We start from the raw sequence: 17,321 nt of genomic DNA, 5'->3' as shown, positions 1-17,321 counted from the left end.
GCTAGACCCCGCCAGATGGTGCATTTTGTAGCCTTGCTTGTGGTGTCGGGGCGATCGCCCCGTGTCGATCGGACTGCCGCCAATTTTGGAGTCTTATTGGTGGAAAACCCTACTAACTTCCGCAGACATCAAAGCCTGCCTTGCTTTTGCCGCAGACCGCGAGAAAAAGAAGTTTTCCTGTATTTATTAATAATCGTTATAATATCCTTAACAAAGGACTAAATAAATGTATGAAAATTAGAGCAATCATCCATCCTGCAGAAGAAGGTGGCTATTGGGCTGAAGTACCTGCACTTCCTGGGTGCATTACCGAAGGAGATACTATGGAAGAAGTGATGGCTAATTTAAAAGATGCGATGGTCGGTTGGCTCGATGTTGCTAATAGTTGTGAAGCAATTGCCTCCACAGATAAAATTGTTGAAATTGCTGTATGAAATCTATTTCAGGGAAGCGACTGGGCAAAATACTAGAGCATAAAGGTTGGGTTTTGAGAAGAATTACTGGCAGTCATCATATCTATGAAAACCCCGAAATAGACCAAATTTTGTCAATTCCCGTTCACCGGAATCAAGATTTGAAAGTTGGAACCTTAAAAGCCTTAATGAAAATAGCCCAGCTATCTGAGGAAGATTTACAAAGTTTGTCTTAAGCCGAAATTAGGAGACGGCAGTGCCGTGTCCCTACCGAAAATAATACTGTAGGGACACGGCACTGCCGTCTCCTCTATATCATTCCGGTGTTACCGGAATTGATACTACCCGCCGATTTGAGACATGGTGCGGCTGTAATTTCCTTGAGTAGTTCCCGAATCCCGCTGCTTGAAATTAATCTCCGGTTTAATCTCTAATATGTGCCGCACTCGATCGCGCAATTCAACCGTAGACACCCCATTCCGCAGAGCAGTTTTTAAGTCAATTTGCCCCGTTTCGTTCAGCAGACAAGGCCGCAGCCACCCGTCAGCAGACAAACGCATCCGGTTGCACCGATCGCAAAAACACTCCGACATCTGGCTGATAAATCCTAAAGTGCCCTTCGCCCCCGGAATTTGAAACACATCCGCCGGCCCGTTACCGCGAATTCCCGACTCGGCTAACCCGTATTTATCGCTAATTTGTTGCCGCAATTCTGCCGAAGCTACCCAACCTTTATCGCCAAATAAGTCGCCATTGCCGATCGGCATAAACTCAATAAATCTAACGTGCCAATTCCGGTTAATAGTTAACTCTGCCAAATCCAATATTTCCCCGTCATTCACACCGGGAATTACCACAACATTCAGTTTCAGCGGGTCAAATCCAGCTTGATAAGCCGCTTGAATTCCTTCCCAAACTTGCATCCAGCGCGATCGTCCCCGACTGCCAATTATCTTATCGAAAGTCTCCGGTTCCAAGGAATCCAAACTAATATTAATCCGCCGCAAACCTGCACTGTAGAGATTTTCGGCCATTCCCGCAAGCAAAAATCCGTTGGTTGTCATGGATAAATCTCGCGTTTCGGGCATCGAGGCGATCGACCTCACCAAATCCACCACCCCAGGGCGCAGCAGCGGTTCCCCACCAGTCAGCCGAAACTTAGTAAATCCTACAGGTATAAAAACTTCGCGCAGCAGAGTTAGCAATTCCGAGTGAGTTAACAACTGCTGCTGCAACACGTAGTCCAACTCGCTACCTTCCGGCATACAGTAGAGACAGCGGAAATTGCAGCGGTCTATCAAACTAATCCGAAGGTAGTCTACGGGATTCATGTCAATACTATGTAATATTACTTAATTATAAATCCTGACTCGATTTTCTGCAATTATTAATTGAAAGCAAGAAACCTGCATCGATTTCTCTCTATTACTCTCTCCTCAGCGCCCTCAGCGCCCTCTGCGGTAAATAAAAAAAATCTCAATCACAAATCCAACAAACTTCCTACTCAACTTCTTCTCTCTCTTACTCTCTTCTCAGCGCCCTCTGCGCCCTCTGCGGTAAATAAAAAAAAATCTCAATCACAAATCCAACAAACTTCCTACTCAACTTCTTCTCTCTCTTACTCTCTCCTCAGCGCCCTCAGCGCCCTCTGCGGTAAATCAAAAAAATCTCAATCACAAATCCAACAAACTCCCTAAATATATGTTCTTTGAATTTGAAGCTGACTTTGTAGAAGCCCTGCGCTGCGTTCCGATGCAGGTACGACTGAAATTAGATACTTGCGGGATTAAATTAAAGTTACAAGATTGGAATCACTTCAACCAAGCAGAACGTCAAATGCTTGTCGAGTTACCTTGTTTGACTGAATCAGAAATTAGCGATTACCGAGAACAGTTAAACCAAGTATTAATCAAACAGACTGGTCAACCGGGTACTGATTTGGCGGTTGATGAGAATCCCCCCTGGATGGATGCTGCAACTATACCGGAGTCTGTTTCTGCAAAAGCTCAAGAGTTGGATATTGTGATTAGTTTGGCAGAGTGGGCGAGTTTGCAGCCTCTGCAGCGGTTTGCTTTGATTAAGCTTAGTCGATCGAGCCACGAGAATAAAAATTTCATCCCGGCGCTGCAAGAGTTTAAGGTGATTGAATGAGTTGGAGTTTTAATTAACCGCAGAAATTTACCGACCAGACGCCTGTTCTACAGAGGAGCGAGATCGGAGACTGTTCCGCATTATATTAAAAGATTATATATATTGAGAAATACATCAAAAAAAAATATAATTGCAGCATAAGAACAGTGATTGTGGTAAGGGCGATCGATCTGTGATACAACGGCTGCCTGCTACGAGCGTAAAACGTTTATGGTATGCACGCTTGCCTCGCCACAGTACCTCGGCTCTACTCTTCTCTGACGCCGATCAAAAAATTCATTTTTTTTTAAGTTATGTTACCTGCACGTGGTATTATTCGATCTGAAGTGTACGAGCTGTAGCTTTTGTCACACTTATCGCTACAAGACGGTTTCAACCGAATTAATTGTAGTGGGAGTCAACTAACACCGACTGCTTTAAAAGTCAAGTAACCTTGTCAGATAAATCTCTCGCATCCATCGCTGAAACGGAGGACATCTCTCATACGGGATCGCCCGAACCGGAGTCCACCGACGCTATGCAAGATTTCTACAAGCTTCAACAACAGTTGTTTGTAGTCACGCTTGCTTTCACGGGAATAGTTTTTGTCTCGGTGTGGATTTTGTATTCGCTCAACATTGCCCTAAATTATGTGATTGGGGCGATCGCCGGTGTGGTTTACTTGAGAATGTTGGCTAAAGACGTTGAGCGCATCGGCCAGCAAAAGACGAGTCTGAGTAAAAATAGGTTAGCTGTCTTTATTGGGTTGATTATAGTAGCAACTCAGTGGAATCAGTTACAGATTTTGCCCATATTTTTGGGATTTCTGACGTATAAGGGCGCGATCGTCTTTTATGTGGTGCAAAACCTATTTGTTCCCGACCCGGAGAACGGGTCAGGCAGTCGGTGAATCCTCCACTGTGTGAACTTCTTGTGAATGGAAATGCTAAATGTCTTAAATGCTTTTAATGCTTTTCCCCTCGCTGAGTTGGAAGTAGGTAAGCATTTCTACTGGCACATAGGTAGTCTCAAAGTTCACGGTCAGGTATTCATTACCTCCTGGATTGTGATTGCTATCCTCCTGATAGCTGCCTTCGCGGGAACTCGCAATATGCAGAGAATTCCGCGCGGAATGCAAAATTTTATGGAGTATGCCTTAGAATTTCTTCGAGACTTGGCTAGAAATCAACTCGGCGAGAAAGAGTACCGTCCGTGGCTGCCGTTTATTGGCACTTTGTTCCTGTTTATTTTTGTATCCAATTGGTCGGGGGCTTTGCTTCCTTGGAAGCTAATTACGTTACCAGAAGGCGAGCTAGCTGCTCCGACTAACGATATCAACACGACGGTGGCACTTGCTTTGCTGACTTCTCTGGCATATTTTTATGCGGGCTTCAGTAAGCGGGGTTTGGGTTACTTTAGTAAGTACATCGAACCAACCCCAATTTTGTTACCGATCGCGATTTTGGAAGATTTCACCAAGCCTCTTTCTCTGAGCTTCCGTTTATTTGGTAACATTTTAGCGGATGAATTAGTGGTGGCGGTTCTGGTGGTATTAGTTCCGCTGTTCGTACCTCTGCCCGTAATGATGTTGGGTCTGTTTACCAGTGCGATTCAAGCTTTGGTATTTGCCACCTTGGCAGGAGCTTACATTCACGAAGCATTGGAAGGACACGGCGACGAACAGCACGATTAACACTCCTCAAGTGGGTAAAGGTTAATAGGGAACAGTCTGCAGTTTCATGTCCGATGACTGATGACTGATGGCTGATTACTAATGACCGATCGCCCAAAATCTGTATTTCATTCTGTACACTAAGGTTAAGGAAATTTATCATGGATCCGACAATTGCCGCAGCTTCAGTTATCGCCGCCAGTCTAGCTATTGGTTTAGGTACGATCGGCCCTGGTATCGGTCAAGGTAATGCCGCCGCTCAAGCAGTAGAAGGTATTGCTCGTCAGCCGGAAGCAGAAGGCAAAATTCGCGGTACTCTCCTGCTCAGCTTAGCATTTATGGAATCCTTGACTATCTACGGTCTGGTTATTGCATTGGTGCTGTTGTTTGCTAATCCCTTCGCTTAATACTGAAGGACTGCCAAAAGGGGGCGGATGTGTTTCCGCCCCAAAAACAAGGAGGAACTAAAAGTGTTTGATTTTGATGCAACTTTGCCTTTGATGGCGTTGCAGTTCCTAGTTTTGACGGTAGTTCTGAATGCGATTTTCTATAAGCCGATGTCTAAGATGCTCGACGATAGGGACGAATACATTCGTACCACTAAACTGTCAGCTCAGGAACGGTTGGCGAAAGCCGAGAAATTAGCGAAGGAATACGAACAAAAACTGGGAGAAACTCGCAAACAGTCTCAAGCCGTAATTGCTACGGCTCAAGCGGATGCCAGAAAAATCGCGTCGGCCAAAGTAGCTGAGGCTCAAAAAGAAGCTCAAGTTTCGCGAGAAAAGGCAAGCCAAGAGATAGAGCAGCAAAAACAAGAGGCTATGCGCTCGCTAGAAAAAGAAGTAGATGCCCTGAGCCGACAAATTCTTGAGAAGCTATTAGGCAAAGCATTGGTCAAATAGCTCGATCGAACAGTTTTAGATTTTGGGTAAATTAGAAAATCTAAAATCTAAAATCTAAAATCGGTTCATCAAACCTGCACGCGCAATTATGGAAGAGAATCATGGGGACTGTTTTATTGCTAGCCACAGAAGCTAGCGGGGAAGGTGGTTTCGGTTTAAATTTTGATATTTTAGAAGCCAACCTGATTAACCTGATCATTCTTGTTGGATTGCTTTTTTACTTCGGGCGCGGCTTTTTAGGAAATATCCTCAGCGAAAGACGCTCCGCTATCGAAGAGGCAATTAAAGAAGCAGAAACTCGCCAAAAAGAGGCCGCAGCAGCTCTCGCAGAACAGCAGCAACAATTGACTGAGGCTCAAGCAGAAGCAGAACGGATTCGAGCCGCTGCACAAGAAAATGCGATCGCAGCCAAAGAAGCAATTTTAGCTCAAGGGGCGCAGGACGTTGAACGCATGAAAGCAACAGCAGGTCAAGAGTTGGAAGCAGAGCAAGAAAGAGCGATCGCCCAACTCAGAGCAAGAGTGGCTTTAATGGCACTAGAAAGGGTGGAAAGCCAGTTAAAAACTAGCTTGGATGACAGCGCTCAACACCAATTAATCGATCGCAGCATTGCGTTACTGGGAGGCTAAAACGTGAGTAAAGTCAGCACAGAAGTCTTGCAGCCTTACGCATCTGCCTTGATGTCACTGGCTCAGTCGAGCAATCTTGCAGAAAAGTTCGGCGAAGACGTTCGTTCTTTGCTCGGTCTGCTAGAAGGTTCGGAAGATTTGCGTCAATTTTTAGGCAATCCGCTGATTAAACCGGATGATAAAAAAGCCGTAATTGGGCAAATAGCGGGTGAAGAAATGAACCCCTTGATGCACAACTTCCTGAAGCTATTAGTAGACAAAGGAAGAATTGTTTTTTTAGAAGGAATTGGTCAACAATACTTGGCAAAGCTCCGAGAGCTCAACCAAACAGTATTGGCTGAAGTTACATCTGCCGTCCCGCTTTCAGATGCTCAAATGCAGACTGTTCGCGAGAAAGTGCAGGCGATGAGCAGCGCTCAAAGCGTAGAAATTGTAACCAAAATAGACGCAGATTTAATCGGCGGTGTGGTCATCAAAGTAGGCTCTCAAGTAATTGATGCCAGCCTGCGGGGACAATTGCGCCGTCTGGGAATTCGCTTGAATTCTTAATTGAAGGAAGAAGGAAGAAGGAAGAAGGAAGAAGGAAGAAGGAAGCATCAAAGAGGAAGCAGGAATAAGTGAATTTATGTTTTCAAGTTGTTAGTCCCAAATTCTTACTACCAAATCTCAATTCTTTCTTGAAGAAGGGATAAGGAAGAAGGAAGAAGGAAGCCGGCCTTCGGGAAGAATCAAACAGGAAACAGGAATAAATGAATTTATGTTTTCGAGTTGCTAGTCCCAAATTCTTACTACCAAATCTCAATTCTTTCTTACCGAAAACATCGATCGAAAACTGACAACTGACACATAATAATTAACATGGCAGCAATCAGACCTGACGAAATTAGCAGCATTATTCGCCAGCAAATTGAACAGTACGACCAAGATGTAAAAGTCTCTAACGTCGGTACTGTTTTGCAAGTAGGCGACGGCATTGCCCGGATTTATGGCTTGGATAAAGCTATGTCTGGGGAATTGCTAGAATTTGCCGACGGCACCGTGGGCATCGCACTGAACCTCGAACAAGATAACGTCGGTGCAGTGTTGATGGGCCAAGGCCTAGGTATTCAAGAAGGTTCGGTAGTTACTGCTACTGGCAGAATTGCTGAAGTCCCCGTTGGTGAAGCAATGTTGGGACGGGTAGTTGATGCTTTGGCGCGTCCGATTGACGGCAAGGGCGAAATTAAAACTACTGAGTCTCGGTTGATTGAATCTCCGGCACCAGGGATTGTTTCTCGCCGTTCTGTTTACGAACCGATGCAAACAGGAATTACCGCTATTGATGCGATGATTCCTGTGGGAAGAGGACAGCGGGAACTGATTATTGGCGACCGTCAAACCGGTAAAACTGCGATCGCAATTGACACAATCATCAACCAAAAATCGGAAGATGTAATTTGCGTCTACGTGGCGATCGGTCAAAAAGCTTCTACAGTAGCTAACATCGTCAACGTCCTGCAAGAAAAGGGCGCGATGGACTACACAATCGTCGTAGCAGCCAACGCTAGCGACCCCGCAACCCTGCAATATTTGGCGCCCTACACTGGTGCTAGCTTAGCCGAGTATTTCATGTACAAAGGCAAGCACACTTTGGTCATTTACGATGACCTTTCCAAGCAAGCACAGGCCTACCGCCAAATGTCCTTGTTGCTGCGCCGTCCTCCCGGTCGCGAAGCTTATCCCGGAGACGTGTTTTACCTGCACTCTCGCTTGCTAGAACGCGCTGCTAAATTGAGCGACGATTTGGGCGAAGGCAGCATGACTGCTTTGCCAATTATCGAAACCCAAGCTGGCGACGTTTCTGCTTACATTCCGACGAACGTAATTTCGATTACCGACGGTCAAATCTTCCTTTCTTCTGACTTGTTTAACTCTGGTTTGCGTCCGGCAGTAAACCCCGGTATTTCGGTATCGCGGGTAGGTTCGGCGGCTCAAACTAAGGCCATGAAAAAAGTAGCCGGTAAGGTGAAATTGGAATTGGCGCAGTTTGAAGAACTGGCAGCATTTTCTCAGTTTGCTTCTGACTTGGATAAAGCTACTCAAAATCAATTGGCGCGGGGTCAACGCTTGCGGGAACTCCTGAAACAAGACCAAAGTTCGCCCCTGCCGATGAACGAACAAGTGGCTATAATCTATGCCGGTATTAACGGCTACATGGATGATATCGCTGTGGAAAAAGTCAGCAAGTTTACTGTTGGTTTGCGCGATTATTTGCGGACTAGCAAGCCGAAGTACGGCGAAATCGTTCAAGGCGGAAAGGCCTTGACTGATGAAGCTGAGAAGCTGCTGAAAGAAGGCATTGCGGAATTCAAGCAAAGTTTCTTGGTTTCTGCGTAATTAGTCATTAGTCATCAGTCATCAGTCATTAGTCATCAGTCATTAGTTATTAGTGAAGTAACTAATGATTGATTGCTAATGACTGAAAGCTAAAGTAAAGACGTAAGTAAAAAATTACCAACTTAAAACTGATGGCGAGGAACTAAAAACTCGGAAATAAAAACCAAGAAAAAAGGAGAAAGTTATGGCAAATCTAAAAACTATTCGCGATCGCATTAAGTCGGTCAAGAACACTAAAAAGATTACAGAAGCGATGCGTTTGGTGGCTGCTGCTAAGGTGCGCCGCGCTCAAGAACAAGTGACTGCTACTCGACCTTTTGCCGATCGCCTCGCAGAGGTATTGTACGGTTTGGCGGAACGCTTGCAGTTTGACAGCCAGGATTTACCGCTGCTGCAAAAACGCGAAGTCAGAACAGTTGGAATTTTGGTAGTTTCGGGCGATCGGGGTTTGTGCGGTGGCTACAACAGCAACATCATCAGATACGCCGAAAATCGCGCTAAGGAAATCAAAGCTGAAGGTTTAGAATACAAATACGTGTTGGTAGGACGCAAAGCTACTCAGTATTTCCAGCGCCGCGAACAGCCGATCGATGCTACTTACACTAACTTAGAACAAATTCCGACAGCACCGGAAGCAGCGCTAATTGCTGACCAATTGCTGTCTCTGTTCCTGTCGGGAACTGTGGACAGAGTTGAACTAATTTACACCAAGTTTGTGTCGCTAATTAGTTCGCGTCCGGTAATCCAAACCTTGTTACCCCTCGATCCCCAAGGTTTGGAAAGTTCCGATGATGAAATCTTCCGCTTGACAACGAAAGGCGGACAGTTTCAAGTATCGCGGGAGAAGGTTGCTGCACCTACAAAGAGTTTGCCGGCCGACATGATTTTCGAGCAAGATCCGGCACAAATTCTGGAGGCACTTTTGCCTTTGTATTTGAACAACCAATTGCTGCGGGCTTTGCAAGAATCTGCAGCTAGCGAGTTGGCTGCGCGGATGACGGCGATGAATAATGCTAGTGAGAATGCTAGCGATTTGATCCGTAGTTTGACGCTGACTTATAACAAGGCGCGGCAGGCGGCAATTACCCAGGAAATCCTGGAAGTTTCCGGCGGTGCTGAGGCTTTGAACGGTTAAGTTAGGGTTGACAATTTGTTGATTTTATGCTATGCGTCTGGGGGAACTCAGGCGCTTTTTTTTGGAGTGATACTTTCTATAATTCGGCGGTTGCAACCGCTTCTTGTCAAACGAAGTCCACTCCTAGCGGACTAAGAAAGGTATTTAAGGCGGATTTGGGATTAGAATATTTTCGCGCGTTCGTCTAACCACCCCTGAAATGACTTCTGATACCATTTTTCTAAAGATGTGGTATAGATGAAGTTTTAGCTCCCCCCCCGAAATCGCGGGGGGGTTGGGGGGGGTAATATCTAGCGCTACTTTATGAAATTGGTATGACTTTCTCCAGATGGTTTACCGAGAATAATATTTTTGATGCTAATGTCTTCGTCAATATCAGGCCAGTGGATTCCATCATTTCCACCAATAAATAGCCAATTATTGCGTTCGTTTGGTGGGCTGTGCAATAGCCGAGGATACCAAGCTAAAGGTACAGAAATAGTACGACCATCAGAGATATCTACTGTTAGCGCGTCGTCTGTAACAACTACGTTTTGTGCTTGGGGGATTTGTAGCAATTCAACCATTACTGATGTCAAAAGCTTACTTCTCTATATTAGCTTGGGCGATCGCTCACTCCTGCACAATTTCCACCAAGTCTTCAATCATTACATCAAAGGTGCGAGCCAATTTGTGTATAGAAATAAAGTCAATGGTTGACACTCCCGGACAGCGGGCGTAGTGTCTGACGGTGCTGTAAATTACTCCCGATCGCTCTGAAACCTCTTTTAGCGTCCAACCTTTCTCAGCGGCGAATTCTCTAACTTTTAGTCTGACTAAACCCATACTTGACGAATGATGGTGTACCATCATAAGATATTTTTATTCCAAAAGGCGATCGGCTAATCTTCGACAATCTCATACAAATCTTCGACCATCACGTCAAAAGTCCTCGCCAACTTGTCCAAGGCTGTCACGTCAATTGTTGCTAATCCGGGCGATCGGGCATAGGTTCTGAGCGTACTGTAGACTACGCCCGATCGCTCTGAAACCTCTTTGATCGTCCAGCCTTTCTCAGCAGCAAACTCTCGAACCCGTAATCTAATTAAGCCCATAAGCTCTTCAGGTGTGACTAATATCAGTCATGAAATTATACTACAAAAGGCGATCGACCTACTCTTTGACGACCTCAACCAAATCTTCGACCATCACATCAAAAGTACGTGCCAACTTGAGCAGACAAGTAAAATCAACCATCGCCATTCCCGGAGAACGTGAATAGGTGCTGAGGGTGCTGTAGTTGACTCCCGATCGGTCAGAAACCTCTTTGATCGTCCAGCCTTTCTCACCAGCAAATTCTCTAACCCGCAATCTAATTAAGCCCATAAGCTCTTGACAGATGATTGATATAGGTCGTAAGATTATAATGTAAAAAGCGATCGCCCCCAGGCCTGGAAAACTCAAGGACGATCGCCTGTCAAAGTTCAAATCCCTAAGCAGGAGACTCATCAACCACATTCCCTAAACAAGAAACTTATCAACTAAATTCCCAAATCAAGAGACATATCAGTCAAGAGATACACATCAATCAAGAGAGACATTAACTCAAGAGAGACATCAAGCGAAGGAGATTTCTATAATGTTAGCAAGCTTTTCGAGAAAATCAACCCCCAGACACAGATTGAGCCGGTTTGTCACCAAAGAGGCGATCGCGCGGCTGCTGAAAATCAAGGTAGAACAAATATATCGCTTCGAGTGCTGGGCGCATATCCTGTACGTACACGCCCAAGGGATGAGTCGGTTTGTGAGTTATGCCGACTTTCCGCCAGTGGTGGGAGTGGAATCGCCCTCTGGTTTAGATTTTGGTTATTGGAAGCGCCGGATAGCGAGTCAGAAAGAGAGACACGCGCCGGATTTTTGGGTGGATTTCTATGCGGAGAAATTTCACAAAGCTGTTTGTGTTTCTGAATTGTTGGAGTGGGGGGAAATGGTGGGGGTGATTAAATTGATGTTAAGTGCGATCGCCCTGGAATCGCTGCGAAAGGTTTATGCACAAGAGAAATCTCTGCTGCAACATTTTTAAATTATGACTAAAACACGGGTGATTAGAAACCGGGTTTTTTTGCGAAAATACGGTATCCAAGCCTTTAACTAAGTGAAAAACCCGGTTTCTTTGCTGTGCGTAACTGCCATAAATCCGATCTCTGCCACAAATATTCAAAAATTGGTTCAAGCTCGACTGCAACAGTTATAATTTCTCCATGCGTTTCCCTCTCTATCCCTTGTTAAGCCCATGAGTAACCTTTCAAACATCCCAGGCGATCGCGGGAATTACAGGCTAAGTCCGCTCAGTCTGCGGTTATGCGTTTGGTGGGTTCCCGCCGTCGGAGTCGAAGTAGGCTGTGATTGAGTTGGCTGATTATGTTTTTAGTCAACTTTATTAGGTGCGATCGCGCAGTTTTAGGGAAGATAATCAAATTGTGGTTTACATCTTACCTAAAAAGTTTTATATCAATTAATTGGAGGTATTTACGATGAATTATCAGTTTTTGTACGACGACAAAGAAAGCTTAAAAAATAAAATCAATACTTTATTAGATTCCGAACAATTTTATTGGAGTGAAATTTATATTTTTTCTGCTTTTTTTGATGATGCTGGGGTGACACAAGTAAAACAAATTCTTTCAGCCGATTTTTTAACAGAAGATGCGAAAGTTGTGATTGCCATCGGCAGCAAAAACTTCTTTAATGAGATTAAAAATATTAAAAAAATATTAGATTTTATCGAATCAGAAAAATCAAAAAAACCTAATAATAAATCTGTTCACTTTATATGCCCTAAGAAGAACTTTCATATCAAAGCCTATTGTTTTTTAGGTCGGAGTCGGAATGTGAAGATAAAAGCTGACATTCAGATAGGTGTTTCGATCATAGGGTCATCTAATCTAACTCGGCCAGGTCTTGAATGTGAGGGAGAATTATGTATTAGTATCCACAACTTCAACTTAACAAAAACATTAATTGCTCGTTTGTCTGAGATATATATTGATTCTAAGGAATATGATTTATGGGAAAAAATAATTGACGAGTACCAGAACAATCAATATAATTCATGGGAACAAAAAATCAAGGAATTTGCAGAAAAAATTAATAAATATAATGGAGAGTCTTCTGAAAATCAAAATGAAGTTCTCCCACCGTCTCAAGAAAACTCTACGTCTGTAAATCAAGATCAACAACCCATACCAAACAGATCAGATGGTAAATTCATTGAACTAGGTGTCTTGACTGATAGTGATCTTATTGCCAAGGCAACTAATCTCGTTAATGGTAGGGAGAAGATAAATTGTTTTCACTCGTCACCCACAACTCTAGAGGAAGCGAAAGAGGATTTTCGCGAAGGTTCTTTATGCCTCTTATTTTCAACAGAAAACAAGATATTCCAAATTGGTGAAATAATGCCTCATAGTTCCGATCAAGAAACGACAGAAGGATGTTTTGTAAGATATAGAGTAAATGTAACTTATAAGCCTTCTGATGATATTGATGAAATTCTTACGAATGAAAAGTATAAAATAATATCTGATGCTAAGGATATGGAGGAATTACCTTATGAAATTCTAAAGGATTTTGAAGAAGAAGTTAATGAATATCAGGAATATCAGAAAATGCTCGCCGAGCCGAAATATCAAAAATGGATAGAAAAAGATAAGAAAAAGAGGCAATTAGAAATTATTGACAGAATATTAGAAATTGGCGATCCCACTTTAATGAAGGAAGCGCTAGAATTACTCCGTCAATCCATTTAATATGCCATCATTGTGTTCTCAATACCAACTTAATTTTACAATGATTATGGGATAAAATCATCGTCTTTACCGGCCATAATATTAATACCAGGCTTCTTGCAAAAGTGCCATTAATTGTCAGAAAATCAAAGATAATTTATTGTTTCAGAGTTTATACTTATCTTAAGTCTTTGCTAAAAGTTTAAGTAACTTCTTTGCTGGTAAGCCTGTAAGATGGCATATTGAAGGAACTAGAGATAGTGTTAGTATTAGGGTAATAGTAGAACCTGATGGGAGAGGAATCATTGTATTGACTAAGTGAGAAACCCGGTTCTTTTTCTCAAGTTACTTGGCTCATAATGTGCGATAATTCACCAAAATTTTAAATAACCAAAAATGGTGAATAACGGGACTAACCAAACCCCTAAGCAAACTTCGGCTAATTGTGGCAGTATTGATGAATCAGAAAGAGCTTTTGGTGCAAACGAAAGAGCGATCGCTGAATTTCTGGAAAGAGAGGGAAAGAATGTTAAAGCCTTGGTGGAAAAAACCGATGGAGGTAGAAATCCCGATGCTGAGGTAGATGGAAAATTCACTGAATTCAAAAGTCTAGATGCCGGTGCTACAAGCGCGACAGTAAAAAATCAGATCAACAACTCGATTAGACGAGGAGGACAAGCTAGGGATATAATTATAGATGCTAGGGTGTCTGGGTTGATAGAGGCTGAGGCTGAACGAGGTTTGCAGAGGGCGAAAAATATTACACGCGGAAAAATTGATAGCGTCCGAATTATTGGCGATATCTATGACATCACTTTTACTGAGTTTCAATAAAGGAGGTTTTTATGTCTCGCACACTAGATATTTTTGTAGACTTTCCGCAGGACATCGAACATTTAATCAAAGAATTAGAGTTTATATTGGCTCTCAAGTTCGAGCTGATTTCTGATGGTACTGATAACTGGTATGAGTTTCACAACTCAACAATCACTCTTACTGTAGGAAAGCATGATTTTGAAAACGATCGAGATATCAAATTTGAAGAATACCCTTATAACCTATCAATCAGAGCGTTGAACATCTCGAATGAACTTGAGAGGCAAAAGTGGTGTGATGATTTTGCTAGTTATGTTTTCCAAAAGTTGAAAGCTACAGAAAGCTATCGTTTAATGCTGGTAGATAACCTACAAGTGAAATTAGAGGAGTTTGCGCCATTGGTGAAGGTTTGATCGAACATCATAATAGGCTTAGATGAAACAGGAAATTTAGGGGTTGTCATCCATACCTTTAAACAAACCGATCGCACTTCTTGCATATTTCGGCTCATTTGAGCCCGTAAAGCTAACTTCAGCGATAAATTATCGAATATGTTACACTTTATGTCTAGAGAAGAGAAAGGGAGTCAAACAAAATGACAACTATCCAATCAATAACAACTGCAATAACATCCCTTTACGAACGGGATTTTTATCTGTGGTTACAGACAACTATCAACTTATTAAAAGAGGGAAAGTTTGCCGAAATAGATTTAGAGAACTTACTAGAGGAACTAGAAAGTATGGGAAAAAGCGATAAAAATGCTTTAAAAAGTAATTTGAGGGTACTTTTAATGCACTTACTTAAGTATAAATATCAGCCAGAAAAACGAACAAATAGTTGGGTGTACACCATTCGTGAACATCGTAAACGCATCCGAGATACCTTCAAAACCAGTCCGAGTTTATATCGTTTTTTTGAAGAGATATTTAATGAATCTTATCAAGATGCTAGGGAATTAGCCGCAGATGAAACAGGTTTATCTATTGCGATATTCCCCCCAGAGTCTCCTTTTACGGAAGAAGAAGTTCTTAATCCTGATTTTTTACCGCCTGACAGCGATCAATCTGAAAATTCTGAGAATATTGAATAATTGAATCAGATATCCTTCTCTGTACCGATCTGTCATAATAGGATCGGCGAATATGCAAAAGCCAATACATAACTATGGTCGCTGCTACTGTCGCACAGAAGCATTTTACTCTAGAAGAGTTCACGGCTAATCCCCTCGACCAAATCGAATGGGTGGATGGAAAACTCGTTGAGAAAGATGGAGTCACAGTCAAGCATGGTAAAATTCAATCAAGGCTGGGTTGTGCTTGGGCAAATTACAGAACTTTAAGCAAAAATGGAGGTAAACTTTATATTTCACCACCTTGTCGCACTAGCCGACAAATTCGCCGGCCCGATGTCGCTTATCTCACACCCGAATTAGTTGCACAATTTGGTAATATTGCCACTTTACCCCAAAGTTTCCCCTTAATTGCCGAAATAGTTTCACCCACCGATATCGCGGAAGATGTCTTTCTCAAAGCACAGGAATATTTAGCATCTAGCTGTCAGGAAGTCTGGTTAGTTTTTCCAGAAAGTCGTTTAATATTCGTGATAACTCAAGATAGAATGCTGACATTTAGAGCCGGTGAAACTGCCACCACTCAACAAATCCTCAGCGGTTTCAGCATTGATGTCGATCGACTGTTAGCTTAAACATCAAACTAAATTGCTACAATATCTTTAAGACTCCCCCAGTCTCGCGTTGTGCGGACTTCGTTTGTAGAGCCTCCGAATTCTCTTCGGTGGTGTTTGAAATCCAGCTTTAATCTCCCATCCTTCTCGGAGCACAAACCGCCATGTCAGACGACTTTTCCCTAGACGAGCTGTTAAACAAAAGTTACGACGCTTTCAAAGAAGCAGAAAACCAAGTGGGACAGTGCAATGTTTTAGTCATCGGCAAAACCGGAGTCGGCAAAAGTACCCTGATCAATTCTGTGTTTCGCCAGCGCTTGGCAGAAACCGGAGTCGGCCGCCCCGTCACTCACGGTATTCGCCAATATACCAAACCGAATTGCCCGATCGCAGTTTACGACACTCCCGGACTAGAACTCAACGCCGAACAAATTAAAATTATTCAATTAAACGTTGCTAAACTAATTGAAGACCAAAGACTCCTGCACCCCAAAGAACACATTCACGTCATCTGGTACTGCATCAATCACAGCGCCAATAGAATAGAATCAGTCGAGGAAAACTGGCTAAAAGAAATGGAAGTCAAAGATGTACCAGTGATTTTAGTGCTCACTCAAACTACATCGAAAAAGCCCAGCGAGTTTTTCAAGCAACTCGAACACATGAATTTGCCAGTCAGTCAAATCATCCCCGTCATGGCAGAACCGGAAGAAATAGATGAGGATTATACAGTAAAATCTCACGGTTTAGACAAATTGGTGGATGCAACTTTTCAACTGCTGCCGGAAGTCGCTCAAAAAGCTTTTGTGAAAGAACAAATTGCCAATGTTTCGCTCAAATCTGACATGGCATTTAAGTATGTAACTGGTTATGTTGCCGGTTCTGCAATTGTCGGTGCGACTCCTGTACCGTTTGCTGATGCGCCGATTTTGATGGCGATGCAAACGGCAATGATTGCTAATATTACTGTGATTTTTGGAATGCCCTTTGATAAGGGGTTTGTTTCGGCGATGCTATCTGCGATTAGCGGTGCTGGCGGGGTTACTGCTGTGGGTAGAAGTATTGTGACTAATTTGATCAAAATGATTCCCGGTGCTGGTACTGTTGTCGGCGGTGCAATCTCCGGTGCAACGGCGGCAACTCTCACCCTTGCCCTCGGTTTGGCTTACATTGAAGTGCTTAAAACTTATATGAAAGCTCAAATTAATGGTGAAGAAGTTTCTTTGCAGCAGTTGACAAAGATGTTTGTGGAATTGTACAAGGATTATGCTAGTTCGGGACGCAAAACTTTGAGGGATGACAAGCAGAATCAACCGAAGCCTCCCAATCAAATTAATATTGAGTAAATGGGGCATTGGGAATTGGGCATTGGGCATTGGGAATTGGGCATTGGGCATTGGGCATTGGGCATTGGGCATTGGGAATTGGGAATTGGGAATTGGGCATTGGGCATTGGGAATTGGGAATTGGGAATTGGGAATTGGGAATTGGTTAGTTTCAATTACTAATTACCCATTTTTTATTACCAATTGACAACTAACAACTAACAACTAATAGCTAACAACTAATAGCTAACAACTAATAGCTAACAACTAACAACTAATAGCTAACAACTAACAACTAATAGCTAACAACTAACAACTAATAGCTAACAACTAACAACTAACAACTAACAGCTAACAACTAACAACTAACAACTAACAACTAACAACTAACAGCTAACAACTAACAACTAACAACTAACAACTAACAACTAACAACTAACAACTAACAACTAACAACTAACAACTAACAA

At 42.9% G+C, this 17,321-nt stretch carries 24 protein-coding genes; 19 read left to right on the top strand and 5 right to left on the bottom strand.

Going from position 1 to position 17,321, the window contains the following annotated elements; all coding sequences use genetic code 11:
- Window positions 1-230 precede the first annotated feature (230 nt).
- On the top strand, window positions 231-434 hold the full coding sequence (locus QUA97_RS08180) for a type II toxin-antitoxin system HicB family antitoxin (RefSeq protein ID WP_194066527.1): 204 nt from the start codon (window positions 231-233) through the stop codon (window positions 432-434).
- Entirely contained in the window at window positions 431-649 is a 219-nt protein-coding gene (locus QUA97_RS08175) for a type II toxin-antitoxin system HicA family toxin (RefSeq protein WP_194066528.1), read from the top strand. The genes QUA97_RS08180 and QUA97_RS08175 overlap by 4 nt, the downstream gene beginning before the upstream one ends.
- Before the next feature lie 105 nt (window positions 650-754).
- Here the strand turns inward: QUA97_RS08175 and moaA are convergent, their stop codons facing one another.
- Window positions 755-1,744, bottom strand: a complete 990-nt coding sequence (gene moaA, locus QUA97_RS08170) for a GTP 3',8-cyclase MoaA (RefSeq protein ID WP_194066529.1) — start codon at window positions 1,742-1,744, stop codon at window positions 755-757.
- Window positions 1,745-2,114: 370 nt separating this feature from the next.
- On the opposite strand from moaA, the gene QUA97_RS08165 reads away from it, so the two are divergent.
- The 9 genes from QUA97_RS08165 to QUA97_RS08125 all read left to right on the top strand — a co-directional run bounded on the left by QUA97_RS08165 (window position 2,115) and on the right by QUA97_RS08125 (window position 9,257).
- Entirely contained in the window at window positions 2,115-2,564 is a 450-nt protein-coding gene (locus QUA97_RS08165) for a nitrate reductase associated protein (RefSeq protein ID WP_194066530.1), read from the top strand.
- 457 nt (window positions 2,565-3,021) lie between these two features.
- Window positions 3,022-3,453: an ATP synthase subunit I gene (locus tag QUA97_RS08160; RefSeq protein WP_442922495.1), complete on the top strand. Its 432-nt coding sequence runs from the start codon at window positions 3,022-3,024 to the stop codon at window positions 3,451-3,453.
- Between the two features lie 27 nt (window positions 3,454-3,480).
- Window positions 3,481-4,236: a F0F1 ATP synthase subunit A gene (atpB, locus tag QUA97_RS08155; protein WP_194009252.1), complete on the top strand. Its 756-nt coding sequence runs from the start codon at window positions 3,481-3,483 to the stop codon at window positions 4,234-4,236.
- A 140-nt stretch (window positions 4,237-4,376) separates the two neighbouring features.
- Entirely contained in the window at window positions 4,377-4,622 is a 246-nt protein-coding gene (gene atpE, locus QUA97_RS08150) for an ATP synthase F0 subunit C (protein ID WP_194009253.1), read from the top strand.
- Window positions 4,623-4,649: 27 nt separating this feature from the next.
- Window positions 4,650-5,117: a F0F1 ATP synthase subunit B' gene (locus QUA97_RS08145; protein ID WP_228042322.1), complete on the top strand. Its 468-nt coding sequence runs from the start codon at window positions 4,650-4,652 to the stop codon at window positions 5,115-5,117.
- A gap of 101 nt (window positions 5,118-5,218) precedes the next feature.
- Complete coding sequence (locus QUA97_RS08140; RefSeq protein WP_194066531.1) at window positions 5,219-5,746, top strand: F0F1 ATP synthase subunit B; 528 nt, start codon at window positions 5,219-5,221, stop codon at window positions 5,744-5,746.
- Between the two features lie 3 nt (window positions 5,747-5,749).
- A complete protein-coding gene (gene atpH, locus QUA97_RS08135) occupies window positions 5,750-6,295 on the top strand; it encodes an ATP synthase F1 subunit delta (RefSeq protein WP_194066532.1) in 546 nt (181 codons plus the stop codon).
- Window positions 6,296-6,604: 309 nt separating this feature from the next.
- Window positions 6,605-8,122: a F0F1 ATP synthase subunit alpha gene (atpA, locus tag QUA97_RS08130; protein ID WP_333194332.1), complete on the top strand. Its 1,518-nt coding sequence runs from the start codon at window positions 6,605-6,607 to the stop codon at window positions 8,120-8,122.
- 184 nt (window positions 8,123-8,306) lie between these two features.
- On the top strand, window positions 8,307-9,257 hold the full coding sequence (locus QUA97_RS08125; protein WP_333194330.1) for a F0F1 ATP synthase subunit gamma: 951 nt from the start codon (window positions 8,307-8,309) through the stop codon (window positions 9,255-9,257).
- 296 nt (window positions 9,258-9,553) lie between these two features.
- Here QUA97_RS08125 and QUA97_RS08120 read toward each other — a convergent pair whose 3' ends face one another.
- The 4 genes from QUA97_RS08120 to QUA97_RS08105 are packed head-to-tail and all read right to left on the bottom strand — an operon-like array spanning window position 9,554 to window position 10,622.
- A complete protein-coding gene (locus tag QUA97_RS08120; protein WP_333194328.1) occupies window positions 9,554-9,835 on the bottom strand; it encodes a DUF2442 domain-containing protein in 282 nt (93 codons plus the stop codon).
- A 34-nt stretch (window positions 9,836-9,869) separates the two neighbouring features.
- Window positions 9,870-10,082: a helix-turn-helix domain-containing protein gene (locus tag QUA97_RS08115; RefSeq protein WP_106149042.1), complete on the bottom strand. Its 213-nt coding sequence runs from the start codon at window positions 10,080-10,082 to the stop codon at window positions 9,870-9,872.
- A 56-nt stretch (window positions 10,083-10,138) separates the two neighbouring features.
- A complete protein-coding gene (locus QUA97_RS08110; RefSeq protein WP_106333817.1) occupies window positions 10,139-10,351 on the bottom strand; it encodes a helix-turn-helix domain-containing protein in 213 nt (70 codons plus the stop codon).
- Window positions 10,352-10,409: 58 nt separating this feature from the next.
- Window positions 10,410-10,622 (bottom strand): helix-turn-helix domain-containing protein, encoded by a 213-nt coding sequence (locus tag QUA97_RS08105; RefSeq protein ID WP_106149040.1) that lies wholly within the window; start codon window positions 10,620-10,622, stop codon window positions 10,410-10,412.
- A gap of 253 nt (window positions 10,623-10,875) precedes the next feature.
- Between QUA97_RS08105 and QUA97_RS08100 the strand changes: the two genes are divergently transcribed.
- From QUA97_RS08100 to QUA97_RS08065, 8 genes are all read left to right on the top strand, one after another.
- A complete protein-coding gene (locus QUA97_RS08100; RefSeq protein WP_194066535.1) occupies window positions 10,876-11,319 on the top strand; it encodes a hypothetical protein in 444 nt (147 codons plus the stop codon).
- Between the two features lie 451 nt (window positions 11,320-11,770).
- Window positions 11,771-13,045: a phospholipase D family protein gene (locus tag QUA97_RS08095; RefSeq protein ID WP_333194325.1), complete on the top strand. Its 1,275-nt coding sequence runs from the start codon at window positions 11,771-11,773 to the stop codon at window positions 13,043-13,045.
- A 375-nt stretch (window positions 13,046-13,420) separates the two neighbouring features.
- Window positions 13,421-13,858, top strand: coding sequence for a hypothetical protein (locus tag QUA97_RS08090; protein WP_333194323.1), 438 nt, complete (start codon window positions 13,421-13,423; stop codon window positions 13,856-13,858).
- Window positions 13,859-13,869: 11 nt separating this feature from the next.
- A complete protein-coding gene (locus QUA97_RS08085) occupies window positions 13,870-14,253 on the top strand; it encodes a hypothetical protein (RefSeq protein WP_333194321.1) in 384 nt (127 codons plus the stop codon).
- A gap of 182 nt (window positions 14,254-14,435) precedes the next feature.
- On the top strand, window positions 14,436-14,933 hold the full coding sequence (locus QUA97_RS08080) for a DUF29 domain-containing protein (RefSeq protein WP_194066539.1): 498 nt from the start codon (window positions 14,436-14,438) through the stop codon (window positions 14,931-14,933).
- A gap of 74 nt (window positions 14,934-15,007) precedes the next feature.
- The gene (locus QUA97_RS08075) at window positions 15,008-15,547 is read left to right on the top strand and encodes a Uma2 family endonuclease (RefSeq protein WP_333194318.1); all 540 of its coding nucleotides are present in this window, start codon (window positions 15,008-15,010) and stop codon (window positions 15,545-15,547) included.
- A 143-nt stretch (window positions 15,548-15,690) separates the two neighbouring features.
- A complete protein-coding gene (locus tag QUA97_RS08070; RefSeq protein WP_194066541.1) occupies window positions 15,691-16,872 on the top strand; it encodes a YcjF family protein in 1,182 nt (393 codons plus the stop codon).
- Window positions 16,873-17,034 (top strand): hypothetical protein, encoded by a 162-nt coding sequence (locus tag QUA97_RS08065; RefSeq protein ID WP_333194316.1) that lies wholly within the window; start codon window positions 16,873-16,875, stop codon window positions 17,032-17,034.
- The last annotated feature ends 287 nt before the right edge of the window (window positions 17,035-17,321 follow it).

The organism is Microcoleus sp. CZ3-B2, assembly GCF_036705055.1.
GTDB lineage: Bacteria > Cyanobacteriota > Cyanobacteriia > Cyanobacteriales > Microcoleaceae > Microcoleus.
The sequence above is the reverse complement of the archived record's forward strand: the minus strand, read 5'-3'. Positions and strand labels throughout refer to the sequence as shown.